Here is a 24,397-nt window from a genome sequence, read left to right on the forward strand (position 1 = left end):
CTGACAACGAGAGCGTGAACGACCCATCGCGTTTGGGCTAGACCCGTTATCTTTTCGTGATGATAGGGGGGTGGGTGACGGGTGATTTCAGGCGGTTCTCAGCCCTTCAGGTGCGTGGTGAAGGAGAATCGGTCGCCCCGGTACAGGGTGCGCACGCGCTCCAGCGGCTGTCCGCCGGTGTCCCGGGACACGCGGTGGATCAGCAGCATCGGAAGGGCGGGCGGGGTGCCGATGAGCAGGGCCTCGCGAGGGGTGGCCAGCACGGTCTCGATGCGCTCGTCGGCGTCGCCGAACTCGATGCCCTGATCCTTCAGGTAGGCGTAGAAGGAGGAGTCGGGGTCGAAGCGGGAGTCGAGGTCGGGGACCCGGTCGACGGCGACGTAGGTGCTCTCCAGGCCGACCCGCTCGTCGTCGGCGAGCAGCACGCGCTCCAGGTGCCAGACGAGTTCGCCCCGGGTCAGCCCGGTCTCGGCGGCGAGGGGCTCCGGGCACGGGAAGCGGTCGAGGGTGACGAGGGTACGGCCGGGCGTACGGCCCTGCCGGCGTACGCCCTCGGTGTAGCTGGCGAGGGACAGCGGCTGGGCCAGCTTGGGCCCGGCGACGACGGTTCCCCGGCCGCGCCGCTGCAGGCGCCCCTCCAGCACCAGCTCCCGCACGGCCTGCCGTACGGTCTCGCGGGCGACGTCGTACCGCTCGGCGAGATCGCGCTCGGTGGGGATGAGGCCCCCCTCCCCCAGCTCCTCCAGCAGTCCGGCGATGCGCGCCTTGACCGCGTAGTACTTCGGGATGCGCCCGTGCTCGGGGATGCCGGAGCGGACGGGGGCGCCGGGGGCCTGGTCGTTCGGGTAGTCCACGCAGGGATCGTCGCAGACGGGGGCGGGCCGGTCCTAGGCCCTGTCGTCAAATTCCCGTCTGCCCCACGACGCCTGGCACGCACTCTCGCCGCACCGGGCGAAAGCCCAAGTACGTCCAGTACGAGGACTTCCGCCCGGCACGCCGAGAGCACGCACCAGACGCCGCGAGGCCGCCCTTCGGGCGACGACGGGAATTTGACGACAGGCCCTAGGGCGGCCCGCGCCTCAGCGGCGCCGGCGGCCCAGGAGGAACGCGCCCGCGCCGACGGAGAGCAGGGCGGCTCCCGCCGCGAGCAGCCCGTGGGCGAGCCCGAGCCCGGTGCGGGCGAGCTCCCGGGCCCGCTCTCCGGCTTCCTCTGCCTCGGCCGCGAAGGGGAGGGAGGGGTCGTCGAAGTCGTGGGGGTCGCCGAAGTCGTGAGGGTCGCCGAAGTCGTCGGGGTCGTCGGGTCCGTCGGGGTCGCCGGTGCTGCTCGGGGTGGCCGTGGGAGTGCCGGACGGGGCGGTCGCCGTCGGCTCCGGGTCCCCCGGACCCCGCGATTGCCCCGAACCCTGCGACTCCTGTGGATCGACGGGCTCGTCCGGCTCGTCCCCGATGCCGAAGCGGTAGTCGTTGGACTCCCCGACCCAGTCGCCGTCCTCGCCCCGGCGCTGGACGACGGCCGCCTTGACGGTGACGTCGTCGGGCACGGCGTCGGAGGTGAGCGAGAGCCTGACCCTGACGCTGACGGTCGCGCCGGGCGCCACGGTGAACCCGTCGAACCCCGTGCCGTCCAGTACGCCGACCAGCTCCTGCTCGTCGGTGCTCTCGAACGTGACGGGACGGGCGCGGGAGCCGTCGTAGAAGTCCAGCTTGGGCTGGGACGGCTTCAGGGTGCGTTTGTCGTCGACGAGGACGACGACGGGGTGGACCTCGGTGCAGGTGCGGCCGGTGGTGTTGGTGAGGTCGATGTACCAGGTGCCGAAGCCTCCGCCCGCCTCGTAGGAGGCGGGCCCGCCGTGGATCCGGGTGGTCACCGGAAAGGCACGGCCGCCGGGTGCCGCGCAGGAGGACGACGCGTCCGCGTCCGCGTCCGCGTGGGCGGCAGCCGGCGACAGGGACACGAGAGCGGCGGCTGCGGCGAGACTGAGGGGCAGGGACGTGCACAGTCGCATGAACATATGACCATGCCGGGTGGGGAGCGCAGGCACGGCGTGCCGCTCCGGGGTCGTCGGCAAGTCCGCTCGATCGGCCGACGGGCTAGACGGAGGCCACGACCTGGCCGGACATGACCTGGGGAGGGTTGGGAAGCAGCGACGCGAGGTGGTCGCGCACGAACACCGCCGCCCTCCTGATCGATTCGTGGGCTCCCGCCTCGTCCTGGAAGACGCTGGTCGAGACCATGACGCCGTTGCCGGCGTCGACCCAGTAGTAGGCCAGGAGGCCGGGGATGTCGCGGATGAGCGGCACGAATCCCTCGTTCACCTGGCGCCCGGCCTCGGCCGGATCGGTGACCCCTTCGTACCGTCTGACGGCTGCGTACACGCTGTTCTCCTCACGAGTCCGGGGCATCTCCGTGCGCAGACGCCGTACCCGTGCGACGCGTGCTCCGCTCGCGACTCGTCCGGCAATCACCCGATGGGGCAGGCGAGTGGTCCGGACGGTGCACCCCCGGCCCGGGGCCACCCGCCCGGACCGGCGGACCGCCCGCCCGGGTCAGCCGTCCGCCCGCCCGAACAGCGGCGCCAGCAGCAGCTGCGCCGCGCCCTCCGCGACGACCCGCTCCCCTCGTGGAACGACCCGCACGGGGACCGTCCCGCCGGGCACACCCTCCCGCCGGGCCCGTGCGTCGAGCATCTCGGCGACCCCGCGCACGAACGGCTCCGGCGCTCCGGAGACCGTCCGCCCGCCGAGCAGCACCAGGTCGATGTCCAGCAGCCCCACCAGGTTCCCGGCCCCGACCCCCAGCACCCGCGCGGCCTGCGCCACCTCTCCCCGCGCCACGGCCCCCAGGCACAGCACCTCCACGCAGCCCCGGTTCCCGCACTCGCACAGCGGTCCGTCCAGCTGAAGCACCTGGTGCCCGAACTCCCCGGCTCCGGTCCGCGCCCCCCGGTGCACGCTGCCGCCGATCACCAGGCCGGCGCCCAGGCCCGTACCGAGATGCAGATAGGCGAAGGACCCGCCCTCGCCGTCCACCGAGAGCCCGAGCGCCGCCGCGTTGGTGTCCTTGTCCACCACGACCGGCACCCCGAGCCGCTCGGCCAGCGCGTCCCGCAGCGGGAACCCGTCCCACTCGGGAAACCCGGTGACCCGGTGCAGCACCCCGCGCGCGTGATCGAGCGGCCCGGGGAGAGCGACCCCCACACCGAGCAGCGACCCGACGGCCCGAAGTCCTCCGCCGGCGCCGCCCAGGACCTCCCCGACCAGCCTGGTCACCGCGTCGGCGACCACCCCCAGCACGGCCTGGGCCCCGGCCCCGAGGTCCACGCCACCACGCCGCTCCCCGACCACCGCCCCGTCCAGATCCACCAGCACGGCCCGTAGCTCGTCCCGGTCCAGATGCACCCCCACCGCATGCCCGGCGTCCGGCACCAGCCGCAGCACGGTGCGCGGCTTGCCCCCGGTGGACGCCCGGCGCCCGGCCTCCGCCGCGAACCCCTCCTCGCGCAGCCGTGCGGTGATCTTGCTGACGGCCTGCGGGGTCAGCCCGGTCCGCTCGGCCAGTTCCAGACGGCTGATGCCCTCCGCCCCCGCCGCGCGCAGCAGATCCAGCACCAGCGCGGTGTTGTGACTGCGCACGGCCAGCAGGTTCGCTCCCACCGGGCCGCCGCTCCTCGTCCTGTTCACGCCACCATTCTCCCCTCCGCTTGCACTTTGGCAACAGCGTTGCGAAAGTAGGACGCATGACTGGTACCCCCCTCCGCGTCGGCCTGGTCGGCTACGGCCTCGCAGGCTCCGTCTTCCACGCCCCGCTGATCGCCGCCACCGAGGGCCTCGCCCTGGACACGGTGGTCACCTCGTACTCCGAGCGGCAGCAGCAGGCCCAGGCCGAGTTCCCGGGCGTCCGCGTCGTCAGCACCCCCGACGAGCTGTTCGACCGCGCCGACGAGCTGGATCTGATCGTCGTCGCCTCGCCGAACAGGACGCACGTCCCGCTCGCCACCACCGCCCTCGAGGCGGGCCTGCCGGTGGTCGTGGACAAGCCGGTGGCGGGTACGGCGGCCGAGGCGCGCGAGCTGGCCGCCCTCGCCGAGGAGCGCGGCCTGCTGCTCTCGGTCTTCCAGAACCGCCGCTGGGACAGCGACTTCCTGACCCTGCGCCAGCTGCTGGAGAAGGGCGAACTCGGCGACGTCTGGCGCTTCGAGTCCCGCTTCGAGCGCTGGCGCCCGCAGCCGAAGGGCGGCTGGCGCGAGTCCGGCGACCCGGCAGAGATCGGAGGTCTGCTCTACGATCTCGGCAGCCATGTCGTCGACCAGGCCCTGGTCCTGTTCGGTCCGGTCACCGAGGTGTACGCCGAGACCGACGTCCGCCGCCCCGGAGCCGAGACGGACGACGACACCTTCATCGCGCTGACCCACGAGAACGGCACCCGCTCCCACCTCTACGTCTCCGCCACCACGGCCCAGCTCGGCCCGCGCTTCCGGGTCCTCGGCTCGCAGGCGGGCTTCGTGAAGTACGGCCTGGACCCGCAGGAGGCGGCACTCAGGGAAGGCCTGCGGCCGGGCCCCGCCTGGGGCGCCGAACCCGAGTCCCTGTGGGGCCGCATCGGCTCCGGCGAGTCCCCGCTCACCGGCGGCGGCCGCCCCGTACCGGGCGTCCCCGGCGACTACCCGGCCTACTACGCGGCCGTGGCCGCGGCGCTGACCGGCGCCGGCTCCAACCCGGTGACCGCCCTCGAGGCGGCCGCCGCACTCGACGTGCTGGAAGCCGCCCGGCGCTCCGCCCGCGACAAGGTGACGGTGACCCTGTGATGCACCACCCGAAGATCACCCCGAAGTTCGCCCCCGAGATCACCCCGAGCGTCGAGGAGCTGGAGGCGCAGGAACGCCGCCTGGTCTTCCGCCGGTTCACCCACGACGACGCCTGGGCCCTCGGCTCCCTCCTGGTCGAGCTGGCCAGGGAACGCCAGGCGCCGGTGGCCATCGACATCCGCCGCGCCGGCCAGCAGCTCTTCCACGCGGCCCTGCCCGGCTCCACGCCCGACAACGACGCCTGGATCGACCGCAAGCGGCGGGTGGTGGAGCGCTACGGCGCCTCCTCCTACCTGGTCGGCGCCCGCTTCCGCGCCAAGGGCACGACGTTCGAGGAGTCCTCCCGTCTGGACCCGGACACCTACGCGGCCCACGGCGGCTCGTTCCCGATCCATGTCGAGGACGTGGGCGTCATCGGCACGGTGACCGTGTCCGGCCTGCCCCAACTGCAGGACCACCGCTTCGTGGTGGAGGTTCTGGAGCAGTTCCTGGGCGAATAGCCCGTGCGTGGGATTACCGCGCGGCTCCCTCCGGTTGGCACCGACGTGCACGACGATCACGGCACGACACCCACCCGGAGGGAACGGACCCGATGAGCGAGTCGACGAGCAGCGCGCGCTCCGTCAAGGAGTCGATCGGCCGGTACGGCGTCTGGAGCGTGGGGCTCCGCTCGGAGGACCCGGCCCGGCGCGGCGACATCGCCGAGGCCGCGGCGGAACTGGAACAACTCGGATACGGCGCGGCCTGGCTGGGCGGCAGCAGCGCCGTCCGGCATGCCGCCCCGCTCCTGGAAGCGACGTCGCGGCTGGTCGTCGGCACGAGCATCCAGAGCATCTGGCAGTACGAGGCCGACGCGAGCGCGGCCGCCTTCGCCGAGGTGGAGCAGGACCGTCCCGGCCGCTTCCTGCTCGGCCTCGGCGTGAGCCACGCCAAGCTCGCGGACCAGTACCGCCGCCCGTACTCGGCGCTGGTCGCCTACCTGGACGCCCTGGACGCGGCCGGCGTCCCGGCCGGGCACCGGGTCCTGGCGGCCCTCGGCCCGAAGACCCTGGAGCTGTCCCGGGACCGGGCGGCAGGCGCGATCCCCTACCTCGTCACCCCCGAGCACACCGCTCAGGCCCGCGAGATCCTGGGCGAAGAGCCGCTGCTGGCACCCGAGTTCGGGGTCGTCCTGGAGACCGACCGGGCCCGCGCCCGCGAACTGGCCCGCGACCACCTCGGCCTGTACCTCACGCTCCCCAACTACACCAACAGCTTCCTGCGCATCGGCTTCACCGAGGACGACCTGACCGCCGGTGGCAGCGACCGTCTGGTCGACGCGCTCTACGCGTGGGGGGACGAGAACCGGATCCGGGAGCGGATCGACGCGTTCCACGAGGCGGGCGCGGACCACGTGGCGATCCAGGTGGTCGACGGGGGTTCGCGCGACGCGCTGCCGCGCGAGGCATGGCGCAGGCTGGCGTCCGTGCTGGGCTGAACTCGGTCAGCGTGCCTCAGATCGTGTCCTGACCGCCGCTTTGCTCCGGGCAGTCGCGCAGCAGCTTGCCGATCTGCTCGGCGCGGTCGGTGCCCGGGGGCAGTCGGCGCATGCGCCGTCGGAGCAGGCCCCTCGTCTCCTCGTCGAGTGCCTCGCAGTGCCCCCGGAGCACCTCGCGCAGCGCCTTGAGCGCCCAGTACTCGTTGAACGGCTTGTCCTCGGACACCGCCGCCCGGGCGAGCGGGCCCACCCACGCCGGGTCCGGATTGGCGTAGAGGTATGTGGCGGCGGTCAGTCGCACGCCGCTGTCGCTGCTGCGGAGACGGCTCTCGACGTCGAAGTCCCGGGCGTCTCGCAGCAGACCGACCATCTCGTCCGCCACCTCGGACATCGCACGCGTCCGCGCCCGCCCGCTGGACATGGTCCATCGGATCTCGTTGTACCGCGCCGCCAGCTGATCGACCGGGTCGGCCGGCGTCGGCGCGGCGGGCAGGCCGCCCGGCTGCGCTCTGCTGAGCGCCTCCCGCACCCCGTCGGCCAGGTCGCCGGCCGCCTCCTGATGCCTGGCTTCGATCTGCCGCGTCTCGCGGATGGCCTCCTGCGCCGTACTCCGCGCTTCCTCCACCTGGCGCTTCAGGGTGATCCCGAATCCGGATATCTCGGAGAAGAAGACACCCAGCAGCACCAGGATCACGAGGCCGAGGACGACCATCGGAGGATCCGTCATCTGCGGGTGCCGGCAGACCGTGACGACGTTCCCGTTCGAAGCCATCTGCTGATCGCACACGTCGGTGGTGAAGAACAGGACAATGGCCGCGCCCGCAGCGAGTGTCACCAGCACAGCCGCCGCCCACTGGAACGGCCTGACTCCTCTCCGACCGGTCGTCGAGGTCTCATCAGCTCCCGTCGCGGCCATCCCCCACCCTTCGGCACTGCCGGCAACGGCGCCATGCTTGCCCGCGGAAGTGTCGCTTGGCAAGCACGACGCCCCGGCGCCTCAGGCGTCCTTGAACTCCTGCCGCTGCCGGCCGAGTCCGTCGATCTCCAGCTCCACCACGTCCCCGGCCCGCAGGAACGGCTTCGGCTCGGGCTGCCCGAGCGCGACGCCCGCCGGCGTACCGGTGTTGATGACGTCGCCGGGGTACAGGGTCATGAACTGGCTTACGTAGCGGACGACTTCGCCCACGGGGAAGATCTGGTCGGCGGTGGTCCCGTCCTGCTTCAGCTCCCCGTTGACCCACAGCCGCAGCGGCAGGGTCTGCGGGTCGGCGATCTCGTCGGCGGTCACCAGCCACGGCCCCAGCGGGTTGAACGTCTCGCAGTTCTTCCCCTTGTCCCAGGTCCCGCCCCGCTCGATCTGGAACTCCCGCTCGGACACGTCGTGCGCCACCGCGTACCCGGCGACATGCGCGAGCCCCTCCTCGGCCGACTCCAGGTAGCGGGCCGTACGTCCGACGACCACGGCCAGCTCCACCTCCCAGTCGGTCTTGGTGGACCGGCGCGGCACGAGCACGGTGTCGTTCGGCCCGACGACCGTGTCCGCGGCCTTGAAGAAGATCACGGGCTCGGCGGGCGGCTCGGCCCCCGTCTCGCGGGCGTGGTCGTGGTAGTTGAGCCCGATGCACACGACCTTGCCGATCCGGCCGAGCGGGGGCCCGATCCTGAGACCCTCCACGTCCAGCGCGGGCAGCTCACCGGCCCCCGCCGCCGCCCGTACCCGGCCGAGCGCACCGGCGTCCGCGAGCAGCGCCCCGTCGATGTCGTCGACGATCCCCGACAGATCCCGCAGGGTCCCCTCGGCGTCGAGCAGCGCGGGGCGCTCAGCCCCTGCCGTACCGACTCGCAGCAGCTTCATGGTCACAATCTCCCTCGATCGCGGGCGCCCGCCAATGGGTGCAGCCATCGGAGGACTGGTCGATCCTCCAATCCGGCTGTCCAGTCCGCAAGACCTTGTTCACGGACTGGACCGTAACCACGCCCCTGCCCAGGAGGCGGCCCCGCGCTCCGGGTGCGCCGGACCGGTCGCTCCGGGCGAGCCGGCTCAGCGGTAGAGCGCGGCCCGTTCCACCGCGCTCCACGTCGTGCTGGTGACGACGTACAGCGCGGCCGCGAGCGGCATCACCGCCACGGTGACGAGCGTGAAGAAGGACATGAACGGCATGACCTTGTTGACCGCGCCGAGGCCCGGCACCTGCGCGCCCTCACCGGCGGTGACCGTGACCGGGTTCTTGGCCATCATCAGCTTCGTGCGCCGGTAGTTGAAGGCGGCGACGGCCGCGACGAGGGCGAAGAGCGCGAGGTAGACGAGTCCGGCCGCCCCGAAGACCCCGCCGCCCGAGAGGGCGTCGGCCCAGCGTCCGCCGAGCGGCGCGGCGAACAGCGAGTGGGTCAGCAGCGTGTTGGCCTCGCCGCCGATCGAGGTGTTGGAGAACAGGTGGTAGAGGAGGAAGAAGGCGGGCAGCTGGAGCAGGCTGGGCAGGCAGCCGGAGAGCGGCGAGACCTTCTCCTCGGCGTGCAGTTCCAGCACCGCCTTCTGCAGCCGCTCGGGGTCCTTGGCGTGCTCCTTGCGCAGCTCGGCGATTCTCGGCTGGAGCTCGGCCCGGGCACGCTGGCCGCGGGCCGCGGCCCGGGACAGGGGATGCACGAGCAGCCGTACGAGCGCGGTGAACAGGACGATCGCGGCGGCGGCCGCGGAGGCGTGGAAGAGCGGCTGGAGCAGGTCGGCGAGCTGCTCGACCAGGCGGGCGAAAACGGACATGAACGCGGACATGGCGGGACCCTCCGTGCAGGGGTGTGTCGTCGTGCCGGGGTGACCGGAGATGGCATTGCGGCATGACGACCCGCGGGGGGGCAGGGGTGACCGGGTTCGGCCGGGGCCGGGCTCGACCGGAATCGGCTGGGGCCGGGCTCGACCGGAATCGGCTGGGGCCGGGCGTGACCGGAATCGGCTGGGCCAAGTGAGTCCTCACCGGCGGAGATCAGCTGTTGCCGGGTTCGGCGGAGACCAGACGTCGCCGATGCCCGGCGGGAACCAGCTCTGACCGAGTCCGGCAGAGACCAGCTGGTGCCGAGCCCGGCGGGACGAACCGGCCGTGACCGAATCCGGCGGAAGCCAGGTGTGTGACCGGGTTCGGCGGTGCCCTACGCGCGGATCGTCGCGAGGGCGTGTCCGGGTGCCCGGGGCCGGCGGCGTCCCGAGGCGTCGGGGTCGCGCTGGGGAAGGAAGGCCGTACGGCGGGCCCGGTCGCGTATCGCCGTACGGACCCGGGTGGGCGGGACGGCGGGTGCGCAGCGGGCGGCGACGAGCGAGCTCGCGGCGAGCGCGGAACCGGCGGCGGCGGTCGCGGCGAGCGCGACGGTGGTGGAGAGGCTGCCGGTGTCGAGGAGCGCGGCCTGGAGCAGGAGCAGATTCACCAGAACGAGCAGCAGGGCGACGGGACGTGTGCCGAGGACACGACTGCGATCCACTTCCTCCCCCTTCGCCGCTGACCTGCTGTCTCTGCTCACTTCCGGTTATACAGGATCGATCTCCAGAGGCTCCAGGAGCCTCTTCGGCTTGAGCAGCGCCCTGCTGACCGGATCCGCCGGGTCGGGATCGAGTCCCGGGCCCGGCATCATGACAACGTCCGCGGCGGGTACGACGGTTCCGCAGACGGGACATTCGCCGTACGGCCCGAGTTCGGTGCCGCACTCCGCGTGCTGGAAGGTCCGCAGCCGGCTCGTCTGGAAGTTCTCACGGCCCCACAGCGCGAGGGCCCGCAGAGCCGGCCACAGCGCGACACCGCGCTCGGTGACGACGTACTCGTAGCGCGGCGGCGACTCCTGGTACCGGCGCCTGTCGAGCACCCCCTCCTCGGTGAGCGTCTTCAGCCGGGCCGAGAGGACCGCGCGCGGGATGCCGAGGTGGACGAGGAAGTCGTTGTAGCGCCGGACGCCGTAGATCGCGTCGCGGACGACGAGGAGCGTCCACCGCTCGCCGACGACCTCGAGCGCGCGGGCGATCGCGCATTCCTGCGTCGCATAGTCCTTGCCCAGTGCCATGGCGTCCACCTTAGCCACTTTCCGACATGTTGGTTCAGTGACCGAACCTACGGTGCTACGGTACATCCATGGTTAGGTTCAATGAAAGAACTCTCACCGCGCGCCCCACGGCGGCGCGACCGGACACCCACCCCTCGGCGCCCCCGCACCACCCCCGGGCGACCCTGGCCCTGACCAGCGCCGCGACCGGCGTGGCCCTGATGACGTACACGGCGCCGGCGGTCTCCCTCCCGGACACCGCGGCCGCGCTGCACACCCCCCTCTCCGCCCAGGCCTGGCTCCTGAACGGCACCCCGCTGGGCCTCGCGGCCCTGCTCCTGGTGGCCGGCAGCCTGGCCGACGACTACGGCCGCCGCCGCGTCTTCCTCGCCGGCACCCTGGCCCTGGGCCTCACCACCGCACTGAGCGGGCTGGCCACCTCCACCTGGGTCTTCACCCTGACCCGGGTCGCGCAGGGCGCGGCGAGCGCGGCGATCCTGGCCAGCAGCCTGGGCCTGCTCGTGACCGCCTTCCCGAGCCCGCGCGGCCGGCTGCACGCGACCGGCGTGTGGGGTGCCTTCGTGAGCGGTGGCATCGCGGTCGGCCCGCTGGTCTCGGGCGCGATACCCGACTGGCGGCTGGCCTACGTCGTCCTCGGCGCGGCCGCGCTGGCCGTGGCGGGCCTGGCGCTCGGCCGGCTCTCCGAGTCCCGGGCGCCACGGGGCGGGCGCCCCGACGTGCTCGGCGCCCTCACCTTCGGGTCGGCACTGGTCGCCCTGGTGGCCGCGCTCACGCTGGGCCGGGACGGGTGGCTGCGGGCACCGGTCGGCCTGCTGCTGGCGGCGGCCGTGGTGCTGCTCGGGCTGTTCGCCCTGGTGGAGACCCGTGTGGCGAAGACCCCGATGATCGACCTGGGCCTGCTGCGCCACCCCCGCTTCCTGGCCTCCTCCGCCGGCGGCCTGTTCACCGGGCTGACCGTGATCGGCCTGTTCAGCTTCCTGCCGGCCCTGTTGCAGCAGGCCCTGGGCATGTCCGCGATGGACACGGCGTGGCTGTTCCTGCTCTGGTCCGGCGTCTCCTTCACCGTCGCGCTGCAGGCCAAGCGGCTGGCGGGGCGGGTGGCCCCGCGCCGGCAGCTGGCGGCCGGCTTCCTGCTCCACGCGGTCGGCGCGCTGACGATGCTGGGCGCGATCGGCTCGGGTTCCTGGACACGGCTCCTGCCCGGACTCGTGCTCGGCGGCGTGGGCAGCGGCCTCCTGAACGCCGCCCTGCCCCTCCTGGCGGTGGAGTCGGTACCGGTCGCCCGGGCGGCCATGGGCTCCGGCGCCCAGCAGACGTTCCGCTACATCGGCTCCTGCGCGGGCGTGGCCCTGACCATCGCCCTCGTCACGTCGTCGGGCGGCGGCCTGGCGCGCGGCGCGGACGTGGCGATGGTGGTGTCGGCGGGCCTGGCCGCACTCGGCGCGGTGGCCGTGGGTGTGCTGCGGGAGCGGGGGTGAACCGGCTCGGTCCCGCTACCCCCTGGGCCGCATCGACACCAGCTTCCCCCAGACCACCATCCGGTAGCGCGAGGTGAACTCCGGGGTGCAGGTGGTCAGGGTGATGTAGTAGCCCGGCCGGTCGTACCCGTAGGACGGCCGGACGAGCGACCGCGGCACGGGCCGTACGACCCCGGAGTCCCGGGAGGACGTCTGCGGAAGGATCTTGTCGACGGCGTACGTGTACGTGGCCGCCTCCGTCTCCACCTGCAGGGTGTCCTCGGGCCGGAGCCTCGGCAGGTACCGGAAGGGCTCGCCGTGGGTGTTCCGGTGCCCGGCGAGCGCGAAGTTCCCCGCCTGGCCGGGCTGCTGGGTGCCCCGATAGTGGCCGACGTACCCCCTGTTGAGGACGTCCGGCTTGCTCACGCCTTCGGCGACGGGGACACGCAGATGCAGCCTGGGGATGGTGAGGACGGCGTACGCCTGGGAACGGCGGGGCCTGCCCGGGACGAGGACGGGGGTGTACGACCGCTGCCGCGCACGTCCGGGCGCCCGCGTGGCCGTCGGCGCCGGCGCCGACGGCCACGCGGGCGCGTCACCCGAGGCGGGGCTGCCGCTCCCCCACTCCTTCTCCAGGGCGGCGACCTTCCGTTCGGCCCCCTGCCGCGCCTCCCTGTTGGTCCACCACAACTGGTGTACGACAAGCAGCATGAGCACGGCCCCGACGGTGACGAGCACCTCGCCGCCACCCCACAGCCCCCGCCGCCACCTGGCACGCCTGCGCCGATCACGATGCTGCACGACACGCATCCGCACACCCGCCTCCCAGGAGCCGCCCGCACGATAGGGCGAGCCGGGTGAACTCACCAGAGTCCGTAGGCCTCTTGTCGCCGGCGTCGGCTTCCTCAACTGGTTTTAGAAAGGGCTGTCACAACCCTCGACAACCTCACGCGCCACACCCGATGCTTCCTGTTGGCATGCGGGGGGACGAGACGACGCCGGTCGGGGAACCGGCGTTCGAGCCGCACGGAGAGGCGGAGAAGAAGCCATGATCCGACGCAGAACGCTGCTGGCCGCCGCGGGCGGTGGCCTCCTGGGCAGCGCCCTGGCCACGGGCACGGCCCACGCCGACGCCACGATCGCCGTCAACCCGTCCACGACCTACGGCACCTGGGAGGGCTGGGGCACCTCCCTGGCCTGGTGGGCGAACGTCTTCGGCGCCCGGGAAGACTTCGCGGACCTCTTCTTCACCACGAAGACGACGACGTACAACGGCACGGCGCTCCCCGGCCTGGGCCTGAACATCGCCCGCTACAACCTGGGCGCGTGCAGCTCGAACAGCGTCGGCGGCGAGTCGATGGCGGTCTCCCCCGACATCCCGTCCTTCAAGCAGATCGAGGGCTACTGGCAGGACTGGAACAACGAGGACCCCACGTCCTCGGCGTGGAAGTGGACGGCGGACGCGACGCAGCGCGCGATGCTGGTGAAGGCGACGGCGCGAGGCGCCACGACCGAGCTGTTCGCCAACTCCCCGATGTGGTGGATGTGCCTCAACCACAACCCCTCCGGCGCGGCCGGCGGCGGCAACAACCTCCAGTCCTGGAACTACCGCCAGCACGCCTCGCACCTCGCGGCGGTGGCCCTCCACGCGAAGCAGAACTGGGGCGTGGACTTCGCGACGGTGGAGGCCTTCAACGAGCCGTCGTCGTCCTGGTGGACGGCGACGGGCACCCAGGAGGGCTGCCACATGGACGCGACGGTCCAGTCGGCCGTACTCCCGTACCTGAGAAGCGAGTTGGACAAGCGAGGCCTGACGGCCACGAGGATCTCGGCATCGGACGAGACGAGCTACGACCTGGCCCGCACCACCTGGAACTCCTTCTCCGCCACGACGAAGGGCTATGTGAACCGGGTCAACGTCCACGGCTACCAGGGCTCGGGCGGCCGCCGGGACCTGCTGTACACGGACGTGGTGACGACCGCGGGCAAGGCCCTGTGGAACTCGGAGACGGGAGACAGCGACGGCACGGGGATGACCCTGGCCGGCAACCTCCTCTACGACTTCCGCTGGCTGCACCCCACGGCCTGGGTCTACTGGCAGGTGATGGACCCGAGCGCGGGCTGGGCGATGATCGCCTACGACGCGAGCACGCTGCAGCCCGGGGCGATCCAGACCAAGTACTACGTGATGGCTCAGTTCAGCCGCCACATCCGCCCGGGGATGACGATCCTGGACACAGGCGTGAGCTACGCGGTGGCGGCGCTGGACAAGCCGGCGAAACGGCTGGTGATAGTGGCGGCGAACACTTCGTCGTCGGCCCAGACGCTCACGTTCGACCTGTCCCGGTTCACGACGGTGACGGGCGGGACGGGCGGCCTGGTCCCCCGCTGGAACACGGTGACCACCGGCGGCGGGGACCTCTACGCCTCCCACTCGGACACGAACCTGTCCGGCAGGACCGTGGCCGTCCCCTTCGCGGCGAAGTCGGTGCAGACGCTGCAGGTCGACGGGGTCACCGTGTAGCCCCGAGGCTCAGCGCCCCGGGCGGGAGCGAGTCCTGGTACGCGTTCCACGGGCGGGGCACCTTCTTGACCGTACGGGCGTCGAGCGCGACCGGCGCGGACCTGGTGCCCAGCTTCCCGCCCGGGTGCCAGGTCCCGGTGACCGTCACCCAGGTGTTGGCGGAGAGCGCGGGACCGCCGTAGATCCGCACCTTCACGGACTGGGCGTCCGCGGCGCAGCAGTTGAGGATGACCCGGGTCAGGTCCCAGCTGCCGCCCGGCCCTCCGGGTGTCACGAACCCGGTCATCAGGATGCTGCGCCCCTTGACGTCCTGGTCGTCCCGGTCCTGCTGTACCCGGCTGGTGAAGTCGGAGAGGGTCATGGGGACGGGCGAGATGGCGGGGAGCGGATCGAAGTCGCTCTCCTCGGCGATGACCTTGGGAGGCTGCCGGGAGGCGGTGTAGGCGCCGAGGGCGGGAGGCGCGTAGAAGAGCAGGCTGAGCGCCGGGAGAAGGAGCAGCCAGGCGACGCGGGGCAGGCCTGAGTGATCGTGCCCGTGCCCACCGTGTCCCTCCTCTTCCTCCTTCTGCTTGTCGAGCACGGCGCCGGCCAGGCCCAGCAGGAGCAGCACCGCCCCGGAGGCGATCAGCAGGGGCCGCATCCCCTCCTTGACGTACCTCAGGTACAGGTCGGTGAAGAGGGAGACGTGCAGCAGCCCGAGCCCGCAGAGCACGAGCAGGAGCGGCTGGAGGAATCGCTTCACAGCAGCACCCCGCCGATCACCGAGCTGCACGCGACGGCCACGACGACGGTGGCGGCGGAGAACCGTACGGCGAAGGCCCGCCCGAAGGTGCCGGCCTGCAGGGCGATGAGCTTCAGGTCGACCATGGGCCCCACCACCATGAACGCCAGCCGTGCGACCGGCGGGAACCCGGTCAGCGAGGCGGCCAGAAAGGCATCCGCCTCGGAACACACGGCGAGCAGTACGGCCAGACCTGCCAGGAAGAGAACGGACAGCCAGGGTGCCCCGGCGAAGGTGTCGAGGACGGAGCGGGGAACGGCGACGTTGAAGGTGGCGGCCGCCATGGCCCCGAGGACGAGAAACCCGCCGGCGTGCAGGAAGTCGTGCTGGAACCCGAGCCGGAACTCGTTCCACCGGCTGTGCCCCTCCTGGTGCCCGGTGTGCCGTACGGAGGGCCGCAGCCACTCGTCCCGCCCGAACCGGAGCCAGAGCCACCCCATGACGACGGCGGCGGTGAGCGAGGCGAGCAGGCGGGCCAGCACCATGGCCGGGTTCCCGGGGAACGCGATGGCGGTGGCGGTGAGCACGACCGGGTTGATGGCCGGGGCGGACAGCAGGAAGGCGAAGGCGGCGGCGGGTGCGACCCCGCGCCCGATCAGACTGCTGGCGACCGGCACGGAAGCACACTCGCACCCGGGCAGGACGGCCCCTGCGACACCGGCGACCGGTACGGCGAGCACGGGCCGCCGCGGCAGCACCCGGGTGAACACCCGCTCCGGTACGAACGCGTTGATCGCCCCGGACAGGGCCGTGCCGAGCAGCAGGAAGGGCAGGGCCTGCACCGTGACGGCCAGGCACACGGTCCGCCAGGCCTGCACGGCGGGGGCGTCCCCCCAGCGCCCCAGGAGAACCACGACCGTGCCGGGCACGACGGCTGATCCGATCAGCAGAAGCGGCCAGTACCGGGCCCGCTCCTGCCTCGCGTCACGGTCTCCCGCACCGTCCGCCACGGCGCCGGCTGGCGCCTGCTCCTCGGCGACCAGGGCGCCTGTGTTATCCATGCCGACTCCGCTTGTCGATGTCAGCGTCGACGATAGCGGCCCATATCGGCCGTTCCACCATCTCCCGCGCGCCCGGCCCCACTTCCCACCTCCCCTTTCTCACCTCTTTCCCTCCCCTTTGCGCCTCACGTTTGTCACCGCCCGGCAGTACGGTGTCACCCATGCGCCCCGACACGTCTGCCGAGAATGTCGACCACACCGCCGAGGCGGCACGCCTGGAGCGGACCGCCGGCCTGTACCCCGAGGACGCCGAGGCCCTGCTGCTGCGCGCCGCGGCCCACCTCGAACTCTCCGGCGACCGCCCCGCCGCGACGACGCTCTACGACCGCCTGCTGTCCGATCTCTCCTCGCTGGAGAACCCCCACCTGGTGCGGGCTCTGAAGGCGTCGAACCTCTGGGAGTACGACCACGAGGCAGAGGCAAGGGCGATCATCGACGGAATCCGGGCGTCGGCGCCCCGCGACCCGGCCCCCTGGGTGATCGTGGCCGAGTCCCTGGAGGCGCACGACGAGCTGCAGGCGGCGGCGGAGACCTTCACGGAGGCGGCGACCCTGCTGCTGACGGACGGCTCGGAGCCTCCGTATTCGACACATCCGGTGCTGTTCGGCCGTCACCGCGTCCGCCGGATGCTGGGCCTGGCCCACGACGACTGGGACACCCTGGCGGACACCCTCCACTCGTCCCCGGTCTCCTCGGTCTCCCTGGACGAACTCCACGACCCGAAGCGGGTGTGGTCGCTGGGGTCGGACAATCCGGCGGAGCTGCAGGCGGAGATCTCGCGGTTGCGGGCGGAGCTGGGGGCGTACCGGGAGGCCCTGTCCCGCCCCTTCCCCGTGGCGGTCCTGCACTGGCCGTCCGACGAACTGGGCGAACTGCTCTCGGCGTACCCGGACCTGGCCGACGAGTACCCCTCCCACCCCGAGCACCTCACGACGATAGAGACCTCACTGAGGGAGCTGGCGGGTTCCGGCACTCCGAACCTCGGCATCGTCACGGGCACGGTCCCGTCGTACGAGGCGTTCGCGGCGTCGGAGGGGGCGTCGCCGGGGGATGCGACGTTGCTGCCGCAGTATGCGACGACTTTGGCTGCGCGGGGGCGGGCTGTGGTTTGGCCGCCTCAGCGGGGGGCGGAGTGCTGGTGTGGCTCTGGTGGGATCTATGAGGGGTGCCACGGGGCAGCAATGTACGAAGCGTAGAGGCAGATCGGCACGAGGGTGGCTCACCCGACGGTCGTCTGGTCCGGTCGCATCAGGTCCGAGATGGACTTCACACCACCGTGCGCGGTGAGGCCTCCGTCCATGGGAATCTCCGCTCCGGTGACAAAGGAAGACTCGTCGGAGAGGTGTAGCCCCCGAGAGGCACGATGTCGTCGACGGTACCTCTTCAGCCGGGAGCGTCTCCGGGATGGTCGTCTCACGGAAGGCAGCGGTGACAGCGGACGTCATCTCGGTCTGGATGTAGCTCGGGTGCACGGTATTGACCCGGATCCCCCGCGGCCCAACTCCAGAACAGCGATCTTCGTCACCCCACGCAAGGCCCACATACTGGCGCTGTGCGCCACTGGGTAGTAACCAATGAGCACACAGACGACCCGACGTTCACGATGGACGAGTCGGGCGGCATCAACGGGGCGAGTTACTGGGCGCCCAACAGCGGGCCGGTCGTGTTCGCTGCGGGGACTGCGCGAAGTTGGGCGCACCTCGCCGAGGCGGTCCCGCTGGATGATGCCAGCGTTGTTGACCAGGCCGTGGGTGTGGCCATAGGTGTCACGGACTTCGGTGGACAGATCCGACCAGTCCACCTCACTGGCGACGTCGAAGTCTCGGCAGTTGTCTTCGAGGCGTACGTCAGTCCTGATCACCTGGGCGCTGCACGGGCGGGGGCATCCGCTTCTGCGGTGCCTTGGCCTCGGGCGGCGCCGGTCACTACAACCTTGCCAGCGCGGTGCCCGATTCATGGAGAACAACATAGTTTCCACGGGCTACTTGGCGGTGGTCGCGTCTGGTCCAGCCGCAGTCGAAGCATACGGCGATCGATGACATCTGCGGTCAGAGTTGGCCATGCCTCAAGCACGCCGGCAGAATACTTCAGTGTTTGGCGCTGTCCCGTCCTCCCCATCCGTCTCCGCCCGCATGAGCCGCCAGGGCTCCCGCGATACGGCACCAGAGGTCGCTGTCCGACGCCTGCTGCACGCCTCGGGGCTTCGCTATCGGGTCAATGTCCCCGTACCGGGCATACCTCGCAGAACCATCGACATCGCCTTCAGTAAAGCCAAGATCGCGATCTTCCTGGACGGCTGCTTCTGGCACGGTTGCCCCGAACACGCAACGCAGCCGAAGTCCAACGCAGAGTGGTGGCGGGCGAAGCTCGACAAGAACATGGCGCGCGATCTTGAGACTACCGAGCACCTCACCGCTGCAGGGTGGACAGTACTGCGCTTCTGGGAGCACGAGTCTGCTGCGGATGTAGCCCGCCACATTTCCGCGTCCTTGGCATCCAAGCGACCACTCCCACCGGAGCACGCCACCGGCACAGGCCACACCGAGACCGGTGATGGTGACAACCAATCGTGCCCCTGATCCACTTATCAACAACCGCCTCACCCAATAATGTGTAGGGGTTGTGCAAGTGGGGTGCCGACCTGCGCTTCAGAGCGGTCTGTCGCGACGGCAGAGCTCTACGGTCGGGCGGCGTGACGAGCGAGAGCGGGGGCGGTCGAGTCCTGTGACCGACGAATTCGATGACATGTACGAGACGTTCAAGGCAATCTTGGACGCCTTCCCCCCGTCCGAGGCCGTGAAGCGACTGGAGCTGATGGGCGTCCCCTCGGAGGTCATCCAGCAGATACGCGATCGTCACGAGCAGCAGACGATACGCATCAAGGAACTCGAAGAACCCCACGCCGTCGTTCTGGGCAACCGCGACACCTGGTACACGGGCCCACAGCCCAGGGACAAGTACTGGCCCGCAATCAAGGACCTGCTGCTCAAGGACGGCTGGCCCAAGGACACCGCCATCCAGAACCTGGACGATTCCTCCACTCGGGTCGTCTCGCTGCTTAACCACCCGAAGGAAAAGGCGTTCTCGACGCGGGGTCTCGTAGTCGGCTATGTCCAGTCCGGCAAGACGACGAACTTCACTTCGGTCATGGCCAAGGCCGCCGATCGCGGCTACAAGCTGTTCATTGTCCTTGCGGGCATTCACAACGGCCTTCGCCGTCAAACCCAGGCCCGCCTGGTTCAGCAGCTCGTGGAGCCCAACCCCTCACTGTGGTCCCAACTGACCGATTTGGACAAGGACTTCACCCCTACGGCGAATCCAGCCTCGTACTTCGGGAAGAGCAACAAGACGCACGTGCTGTGCGTGGTGAAGAAGAACGCAACCGTGCTGCGCAAGCTGGCCGTGTGGCTGGACAAGGCGGCGGACTACCTGAAGGACTGCCCGGCCCTGATCATCGACGACGAGGCGGACCAGGCCACCGTTGCAACGAAGTCCATCAATCCGCTGATCCTCAGCATGATGAAGAGCCTGCCGCGTTCCGCGTACGTGGGATACACGGCATCGCCGTTCGCCAACCTGCTGATCGATCCGAGCGCCGAGGATCTCTATCCGCGGGACTTCGTCGTCAATCTGCCCAAGCCTGATGGACACTTCGGTACGGAGGTCCTCTTCGGGCGCTATGCACTGGACGGCGAGGATCCCGACCAGGTCGACGACGGCCACGACATGATCAGGTCTGTGCCGGAGGACGATGTCCCGTGCGTGCGTCCCGAGACAAAGGCCGACGCTGAGGGCTTCGAGCCCGTCATCACCGACACCCTCCGCAGGGCGGTCGAGTACTTCTGGCTCGTGACGGCTGCTCGCCGTGTCCGCCGTACCGGCAATCCGCACAGCACGATGCTGATCCACACAAGCGTCAACACCGCCGTGCACAACAGCTTCGAGCGACCGCTGCAGCACTTGCTGAACCGGGCCTCGCAGACAATGACCGACACGGTCTTCCTCTCCCGGTTGCGTGATCTTTGGGATCAGGAGACGGCGCGCGTTCCCGCCGAGGACTTCGGCGAGACCAAGGTGCCGTTCGACGACCTGTTGCCCGAACTGCCAGGAGTTCTTCGCAGTTGCCGCATCATCATGGACAACTCCAGCAGTGAGGCTCGCCTCGACTACGAGAACGGTCCAGTCGTGGCGATAGCCGTGGGAGGCAACACCCTCTCGCGCGGACTCACCCTCGAAGGCCTGTCGGTCAGCTACTTCGTACGTGCCGTCTCCGCATACGACACTCTGCTGCAGATGGGCCGTTGGTTCGGCTTCCGCAACGGTTACGCCGACCTGCCCCGCATCTGGATGACCGACGAACTGGCCGAGTGGTTCCGGCACCTTGCCACGGTCGAGACCGAGATGCGCCGGGACATCGACATCTACATAACCGAGTCCGAGACGCCCCTCACCTTCGCCGTGCGTCTGCGTACCCACCCTGCTCTGCGCGTGACTGCGGCCGCCAAAATGCGCGACGCGGTCACGGCTGCATCCTCGTACGCAGGCAAACGGGTTCAGACCCACTACTTCCACACCAACGCCGACTGGCTGCGTGGAAACACCGCTGCCGCACGAGAGCTCGTCACTGCGGCGCTCTCGAATGCCGTCAGGGTGGAGAGTCGCTCGACCGAGAGCCGATACATCTTCCGTGACGTGCCGTACGACGCCGTGACCGACTTCCTGGCGTCCTACAAGTTCCATGAGAAGTCGCCCGAGAACGATGCGGACCTGATCAGCGGCTACATCCGGAAGCGGGTGGCAGCCGGCTCGCTGCGCCGGTGGAACATCGCGATCGTCGGCAGCTCCGCGGGCGAGTCCTTCGAGTTCGTGCCCGGGATATCCGTCGGGCGCAACCTCCGTAGCCGCGTCGCCACGACCAACCCCTCTCCGGACTTCGCCGACATCAAGACGCTCATGAGCCGCCGTGATGCTGCCGTGGATCTGACCGGAGACACTGCGAAACTCAATGAGAAGGGCATCATCGACGAGCGTCGCGTCCAGCTTCCGGACACGGGCCTGCTGGTTCTGTATCCGATCGACAAGACGTCCGAACCCGGCCCGGGAAAGAAGCTGCGTGCCCCTTTGAACGCCGAGGAAGACGTGATCGGCGTCGGCCTCGTCTTCCCGGAACCGCAGCACGGGGACAGCACGGTGGAGAAGTACGTCTCCGCCGATTTGTCGGGTGTGCGATTGGAGGACGAGGACCTCAGCCTCCTCGAAGGTGAAGACGCATGAGCGGCGATGCCTTCCGTGAGGTGGTCGAGGAGCACTGGGCCGCGCTCGAAGCAGCGCCGACCAGCGGCGAGCGTCGCCTCCGCGTTTCACAACTGCCGGTGCTGACCGAGCAAGGCGCCTTGGTGGCAGCGGTCGATCACGACGGGTTCCGTCACGTGCTCGTACCGGTGCACCCGCATCTGAAGATTCGTTCCGGCCTCGACGGCCCCGTCCTCCACTTGCACAAGCGCCCCCTGGAGGATGAGGAGACATACCAGACGTACGCCGATCTCGCCTGCCTGCGCACGGACCTGAACGACCTGTTCACAGAGCTGTGCGCCGACATACTGGCTGCGACAGAGGGACTGTCGAACAACCCGGTCAAGGCTCTCTATCGGGTCCTCGACCGCTGGAAGGCTCTGTTCCAACCGCAGGGCGCCGTGCTGGGTCCCGAACAACTGGCGGGCCTGTTCGGGGAGCTGCTGGTGCTCGACCGACTCCTGCATTTGGACCCCAGCGCGCATCGCCTCTGGCGCGGACCAGAAGGTCACCACCACGACTTCACCTCCGGAGACCTCGCTGTCGAGGTGAAGACGAGCACCAAAGGAGAAGGGCGAAGGCCGCGTGTTCACGGGCTCGACCAACTCGACGCCCCGCAGGGTGGAACCCTCAGCCTGGCCTGGTTCCGCTTGCACCGCACCGTCAGTGGCGGTTCGGGTGTCGGATTCTTGGAACTGCTCGAACGGACGCTTCGCTCCTGTGACGACGAAATCGCGCTCCTCGACCTTCTCTCCCAAGCCGGTTACCGGTCCGTCGATGCCGAGCGGTACCGCGATGTGCGCTTCGTCGTCACTGAGGAGCGTTGGTACGAAGTGACCGCCGGCTTTCCCTCGTTGACCAGCCGAGCACTCGTCACAGCAGGCCTGCCGATTTCCGTTCTCGACGTCGAGTACACCATCGACCTTTCCGGTGAGACTCCGGTCCCCATGGCGCCCGACGCGGTGTCCCGAACGATCGACCGCATGATCCAGGAGTCCGCGTGACGGAACCCCGCTGGTTCTCCCAGCCCTACCCTCCGGAAGGTGCGAGCGCCGCCGAGGGCATTCGCAATCAGCTCGGCCGGCCCGAGCTCGATCTGCTCACCATCCTGGTGCGGGAGTCCGCCCAGAACAGTTGGGATGCCCGGCTCGAGCAGTCAGCGGCACCCGTGGACTATCGCATCGACATGTGGACCGTCGGACCCGCCCACGCCGGCGCGTGGCGAGAGCTTCTGCTGGCAGGCGCTCCGAACAACACCGAGCACTTCCCGCTTCGTGACACGCTCAAGGGGGCCCCGGTCCGGGTTCTGTCCGTGTCCGATCGCGGCACCCGAGGGCTCGGAGGCCCCACGCGAGCGGACAATGCCGTGGGTCCCGAGCGGGATTTCGTCTCCTTCATCCGCAACATCGGCGAACCACGCGACACAGCGCTCGGCGGTGGCACTTACGGCTTCGGCAAAGGCATTTTCTACCTGCTGTCCAGGCCCGGGACCGTCATCGTCCATTCCCGCTGCCGAACCGCTGCGGGCGGACACGAAACACGTCTCATCGGCTGCACCCTCTGGAAGAGCTACGTTGCGGCGGAATCCGACGGCGGTCGCCGCTACACCGGTAGACACTGGTGGGGCGACACATCGGGCGAAGTGATCGAGCCACTCGTGGGCGCAGAGGCGGAAGCCGTGGCTCAACGCCTCGGCCTCAAGGCCTTCGGACCGGAGGAGACCGGCACCACGGTCGCCGTCATCGACCCGAATCTTGACGATCTCGAGCCCGCACAGGCGGCCGAATATCTGGGCGACACCATCGCCTGGCACCTGTGGCCCAAAATGATCTCCACAGCGGGCAAACCAGCTGCCATGCGATTCTCCGTGGCCCACGACGGAGTGCAGCACCCGGTACCTGATCCACGCACCATGCGCCCCCTCAACATGTTCGTCGCGGCATACGAGACGATGGTCGGCCCGGGCGGCAACGACCTGGAATGCCTCAAGCCCAAGAAGCACTTGGGCCGGCTCGGCCTGGTGAAGCGCATCATGCCCCCGCTGGACCCCACGCGAGCCTCCCGCATGCTGGATATCGAGGACCTGATCCATCACGTCTGCCTGATGCGACCTGCCGAGCTCGTCGTCACCTATCACGCCGGACCCAAACCACCGAGCTCGAATCAGGGATACGCCGGAGTGTTCAGGGCCGACGAAGCCATGGACGACGTGTACGCCAAGGCCGAGCCACCCACTCACGACGCCTGGAACCCACATTCCCTCGACAGACCTGAGAGCACGTACGTACAGACGACGTTTCGACGCATCGGCGAAGGTCTGGATACGTTGCTCTCCTTGAGCGGCACCGCGCGCCCCGGCGCCAGCAACGTCGCCCTGGGAGCGGCCAGTTCACTCTTTTCGGGATTGGTCGGCGGAGCCTGGGGCATCGGTGGAGCCACCGCCTATTCCAAACCGGGCAGCACCGTTACGAGTTCCTCCAGGTCGACCGACGCCGAGGAGACCACAACGCACCAGGCCGCCGGCGGTCGACGCACCACGACGCAGTTCAGCGACCGGACCGACTTCAGCGGCACACACCCCACTGAGGGCTTCGGCGACGACGACCGGCCGGCCACAGGAACATCTGACCCTGGAATGCTCGACGCTCCTCGTCGTCGTCCTCGAGTGCAGTACGTCGGCGACCCCTACTACGACGACCGCGGAGACAGCTCCGTTCTGGTTCAGGAGTTCCGACTGCCGGTACCCGGGCCTCAGCGCGTACGCATCGATCTCGCGGTCACTCTGCCCGGCACCGGCGGGCGAGAGACCGATCCGCCCATCGGGGCGAGCATGCCCGTACTGATCGGTTGGGAGGACGCCACAGGACAGCTCCACACCTCCGATCCGCAAGTGGTCGAAGGCGGCGACTCCGTCTGGCGTGCCGTTGTACGGCCTGCTCCGGACACCATGACCGAGATCGGCATCAAGGTCGAAGCGGTGAGGACGCCGTGACGCGACGCGTACTGCCCTACCGGGCCC

At 70.0% G+C, this 24,397-nt stretch carries 22 protein-coding genes and 1 pseudogene; 10 read left to right on the forward strand and 13 right to left on the reverse strand.

Annotated features, from left to right (window positions below; all coding sequences use genetic code 11):
• Positions 1-98: 98 nt before the first annotated feature.
• The 4 genes from FB157_RS22835 to FB157_RS22850 all read right to left on the reverse strand — a co-directional run bounded on the left by FB157_RS22835 (position 99) and on the right by FB157_RS22850 (position 3,681).
• Positions 99-854 (reverse strand): GntR family transcriptional regulator, encoded by a 756-nt coding sequence (locus FB157_RS22835; protein ID WP_145882472.1) that lies wholly within the window; start codon positions 852-854, stop codon positions 99-101.
• A gap of 225 nt (positions 855-1,079) precedes the next feature.
• On the reverse strand, positions 1,080-2,012 hold the full coding sequence (locus tag FB157_RS22840) for a hypothetical protein (RefSeq protein WP_145882473.1): 933 nt from the start codon (positions 2,010-2,012) through the stop codon (positions 1,080-1,082).
• A 79-nt stretch (positions 2,013-2,091) separates the two neighbouring features.
• Complete coding sequence (locus FB157_RS22845; RefSeq protein WP_145882474.1) at positions 2,092-2,376, reverse strand: hypothetical protein; 285 nt, start codon at positions 2,374-2,376, stop codon at positions 2,092-2,094.
• 171 nt (positions 2,377-2,547) lie between these two features.
• Complete coding sequence (locus FB157_RS22850; RefSeq protein ID WP_145882475.1) at positions 2,548-3,681, reverse strand: ROK family transcriptional regulator; 1,134 nt, start codon at positions 3,679-3,681, stop codon at positions 2,548-2,550.
• A gap of 56 nt (positions 3,682-3,737) precedes the next feature.
• Here FB157_RS22850 and FB157_RS22855 point away from each other — a divergent pair, with 56 nt between their 5' ends.
• The 3 genes from FB157_RS22855 to FB157_RS22865 all read left to right on the forward strand — a co-directional run bounded on the left by FB157_RS22855 (position 3,738) and on the right by FB157_RS22865 (position 6,282).
• On the forward strand, positions 3,738-4,805 hold the full coding sequence (locus FB157_RS22855; RefSeq protein ID WP_145882476.1) for a Gfo/Idh/MocA family oxidoreductase: 1,068 nt from the start codon (positions 3,738-3,740) through the stop codon (positions 4,803-4,805).
• Complete coding sequence (locus tag FB157_RS22860; RefSeq protein WP_145882477.1) at positions 4,805-5,305, forward strand: heme-degrading domain-containing protein; 501 nt, start codon at positions 4,805-4,807, stop codon at positions 5,303-5,305. Before FB157_RS22855 ends, FB157_RS22860 begins: the two co-directional genes overlap by 1 nt.
• Before the next feature lie 92 nt (positions 5,306-5,397).
• Positions 5,398-6,282 (forward strand): LLM class F420-dependent oxidoreductase, encoded by an 885-nt coding sequence (locus FB157_RS22865; RefSeq protein ID WP_145882478.1) that lies wholly within the window; start codon positions 5,398-5,400, stop codon positions 6,280-6,282.
• Between the two features lie 16 nt (positions 6,283-6,298).
• On the opposite strand, the gene FB157_RS22870 is transcribed toward FB157_RS22865, so the two are convergent.
• From FB157_RS22870 to FB157_RS22890, 5 genes are all read right to left on the reverse strand, one after another.
• Positions 6,299-7,054, reverse strand: a complete 756-nt coding sequence (locus FB157_RS22870) for a hypothetical protein (protein ID WP_145882479.1) — start codon at positions 7,052-7,054, stop codon at positions 6,299-6,301.
• Positions 7,055-7,279: 225 nt separating this feature from the next.
• Entirely contained in the window at positions 7,280-8,137 is an 858-nt protein-coding gene (locus FB157_RS22875; RefSeq protein WP_145882480.1) for a fumarylacetoacetate hydrolase family protein, read from the reverse strand.
• A gap of 186 nt (positions 8,138-8,323) precedes the next feature.
• Positions 8,324-9,040 carry a membrane protein insertase YidC gene (locus FB157_RS22880; protein WP_145882619.1) on the reverse strand — a complete coding sequence of 239 codons (717 nt, stop codon included), beginning with the start codon at positions 9,038-9,040 and terminating at the stop codon, positions 8,324-8,326.
• Positions 9,041-9,423: 383 nt separating this feature from the next.
• Positions 9,424-9,750, reverse strand: coding sequence for a DUF6412 domain-containing protein (locus FB157_RS22885; RefSeq protein ID WP_145882481.1), 327 nt, complete (start codon positions 9,748-9,750; stop codon positions 9,424-9,426).
• A 45-nt stretch (positions 9,751-9,795) separates the two neighbouring features.
• On the reverse strand, positions 9,796-10,323 hold the full coding sequence (locus tag FB157_RS22890; protein ID WP_186581639.1) for a helix-turn-helix domain-containing protein: 528 nt from the start codon (positions 10,321-10,323) through the stop codon (positions 9,796-9,798).
• Between the two features lie 68 nt (positions 10,324-10,391).
• On the opposite strand from FB157_RS22890, the gene FB157_RS22895 reads away from it, so the two are divergent.
• Positions 10,392-11,801: an MFS transporter gene (locus tag FB157_RS22895; protein ID WP_145882482.1), complete on the forward strand. Its 1,410-nt coding sequence runs from the start codon at positions 10,392-10,394 to the stop codon at positions 11,799-11,801.
• Between the two features lie 15 nt (positions 11,802-11,816).
• Here FB157_RS22895 and FB157_RS22900 read toward each other — a convergent pair whose 3' ends face one another.
• Positions 11,817-12,590, reverse strand: a complete 774-nt coding sequence (locus FB157_RS22900) for a class E sortase (RefSeq protein ID WP_261386454.1) — start codon at positions 12,588-12,590, stop codon at positions 11,817-11,819.
• Positions 12,591-12,828: 238 nt separating this feature from the next.
• Between FB157_RS22900 and FB157_RS22905 the strand changes: the two genes are divergently transcribed.
• Positions 12,829-14,304, forward strand: a complete 1,476-nt coding sequence (locus FB157_RS22905) for a glycoside hydrolase (protein WP_145882483.1) — start codon at positions 12,829-12,831, stop codon at positions 14,302-14,304.
• Here the strand turns inward: FB157_RS22905 and FB157_RS22910 are convergent.
• Positions 14,294-15,046, reverse strand: coding sequence for a TIGR03943 family putative permease subunit (locus FB157_RS22910; protein WP_145882484.1), 753 nt, complete (start codon positions 15,044-15,046; stop codon positions 14,294-14,296). The genes FB157_RS22905 and FB157_RS22910 overlap by 11 nt on opposite strands.
• On the reverse strand, positions 15,043-16,086 hold the full coding sequence (locus FB157_RS22915; RefSeq protein WP_145882485.1) for a permease: 1,044 nt from the start codon (positions 16,084-16,086) through the stop codon (positions 15,043-15,045). The genes FB157_RS22910 and FB157_RS22915 overlap by 4 nt, the downstream gene beginning before the upstream one ends.
• A 161-nt stretch (positions 16,087-16,247) precedes the next feature.
• Between FB157_RS22915 and FB157_RS22920 the strand changes: the two genes are divergently transcribed.
• Entirely contained in the window at positions 16,248-17,282 is a 1,035-nt protein-coding gene (locus FB157_RS22920; protein ID WP_145882486.1) for a hypothetical protein, read from the forward strand.
• A gap of 23 nt (positions 17,283-17,305) precedes the next feature.
• Here the strand turns inward: FB157_RS22920 and FB157_RS48625 are convergent.
• Positions 17,306-18,039, reverse strand: a pseudogene (locus FB157_RS48625) (SDR family NAD(P)-dependent oxidoreductase).
• Between the two features lie 179 nt (positions 18,040-18,218).
• Between FB157_RS48625 and FB157_RS22930 the strand changes: the two are divergent.
• The 4 genes from FB157_RS22930 (at position 18,219) to FB157_RS22945 (ending at position 24,370) form a co-directional block, all read left to right on the forward strand.
• Positions 18,219-18,665 (forward strand): very short patch repair endonuclease, encoded by a 447-nt coding sequence (locus FB157_RS22930; RefSeq protein ID WP_145882487.1) that lies wholly within the window; start codon positions 18,219-18,221, stop codon positions 18,663-18,665.
• 145 nt (positions 18,666-18,810) lie between these two features.
• The gene (locus tag FB157_RS22935; protein WP_145882488.1) at positions 18,811-21,360 is read left to right on the forward strand and encodes a Z1 domain-containing protein; all 2,550 of its coding nucleotides are present in this window, start codon (positions 18,811-18,813) and stop codon (positions 21,358-21,360) included.
• Complete coding sequence (locus FB157_RS22940; protein ID WP_145882489.1) at positions 21,357-22,382, forward strand: PD-(D/E)XK motif protein; 1,026 nt, start codon at positions 21,357-21,359, stop codon at positions 22,380-22,382. Before FB157_RS22935 ends, FB157_RS22940 begins: the two co-directional genes overlap by 4 nt.
• On the forward strand, positions 22,379-24,370 hold the full coding sequence (locus FB157_RS22945) for a hypothetical protein (protein ID WP_145882490.1): 1,992 nt from the start codon (positions 22,379-22,381) through the stop codon (positions 24,368-24,370). The genes FB157_RS22940 and FB157_RS22945 overlap by 4 nt, the downstream gene beginning before the upstream one ends.
• The last annotated feature ends 27 nt before the right edge of the window (positions 24,371-24,397 follow it).

Origin of the sequence: Streptomyces sp. BK340 (assembly GCF_007827595.1) — a bacterium.
GTDB lineage: Bacteria > Actinomycetota > Actinomycetes > Streptomycetales > Streptomycetaceae > Streptomyces.

Coding starts and splice junctions, on each gene's coding strand:
- FB157_RS22840 (WP_145882473.1), bottom strand. CDS start 2,012: ATGTTCATGCGACTGTGCACGTCCCTGCCCCTCAGTCTCGCCGCAGCC.
- FB157_RS22855 (WP_145882476.1), top strand. CDS start 3,738: ATGACTGGTACCCCCCTCCGCGTCGGCCTGGTCGGCTACGGCCTCGCA.
- FB157_RS22860 (WP_145882477.1), top strand. CDS start 4,805: ATGCACCACCCGAAGATCACCCCGAAGTTCGCCCCCGAGATCACCCCG.
- FB157_RS22865 (WP_145882478.1), top strand. CDS start 5,398: ATGAGCGAGTCGACGAGCAGCGCGCGCTCCGTCAAGGAGTCGATCGGC.
- FB157_RS22870 (WP_145882479.1), bottom strand. CDS start 7,054: ATGGCTTCGAACGGGAACGTCGTCACGGTCTGCCGGCACCCGCAGATG.
- FB157_RS22875 (WP_145882480.1), bottom strand. CDS start 8,137: ATGAAGCTGCTGCGAGTCGGTACGGCAGGGGCTGAGCGCCCCGCGCTG.
- FB157_RS22880 (WP_145882619.1), bottom strand. CDS start 9,040: ATGTCCGTTTTCGCCCGCCTGGTCGAGCAGCTCGCCGACCTGCTCCAG.
- FB157_RS22890 (WP_186581639.1), bottom strand. CDS start 10,323: ATGGCACTGGGCAAGGACTATGCGACGCAGGAATGCGCGATCGCCCGC.
- FB157_RS22895 (WP_145882482.1), top strand. CDS start 10,392: ATGGTTAGGTTCAATGAAAGAACTCTCACCGCGCGCCCCACGGCGGCG.
- FB157_RS22900 (WP_261386454.1), bottom strand. CDS start 12,590: ATGCGTGTCGTGCAGCATCGTGATCGGCGCAGGCGTGCCAGGTGGCGG.
- FB157_RS22905 (WP_145882483.1), top strand. CDS start 12,829: ATGATCCGACGCAGAACGCTGCTGGCCGCCGCGGGCGGTGGCCTCCTG.
- FB157_RS22915 (WP_145882485.1), bottom strand. CDS start 16,086: ATGGATAACACAGGCGCCCTGGTCGCCGAGGAGCAGGCGCCAGCCGGC.
- FB157_RS22920 (WP_145882486.1), top strand. CDS start 16,248: ATGCGCCCCGACACGTCTGCCGAGAATGTCGACCACACCGCCGAGGCG.
- FB157_RS22930 (WP_145882487.1), top strand. CDS start 18,219: ATGAGCCGCCAGGGCTCCCGCGATACGGCACCAGAGGTCGCTGTCCGA.
- FB157_RS22940 (WP_145882489.1), top strand. CDS start 21,357: ATGAGCGGCGATGCCTTCCGTGAGGTGGTCGAGGAGCACTGGGCCGCG.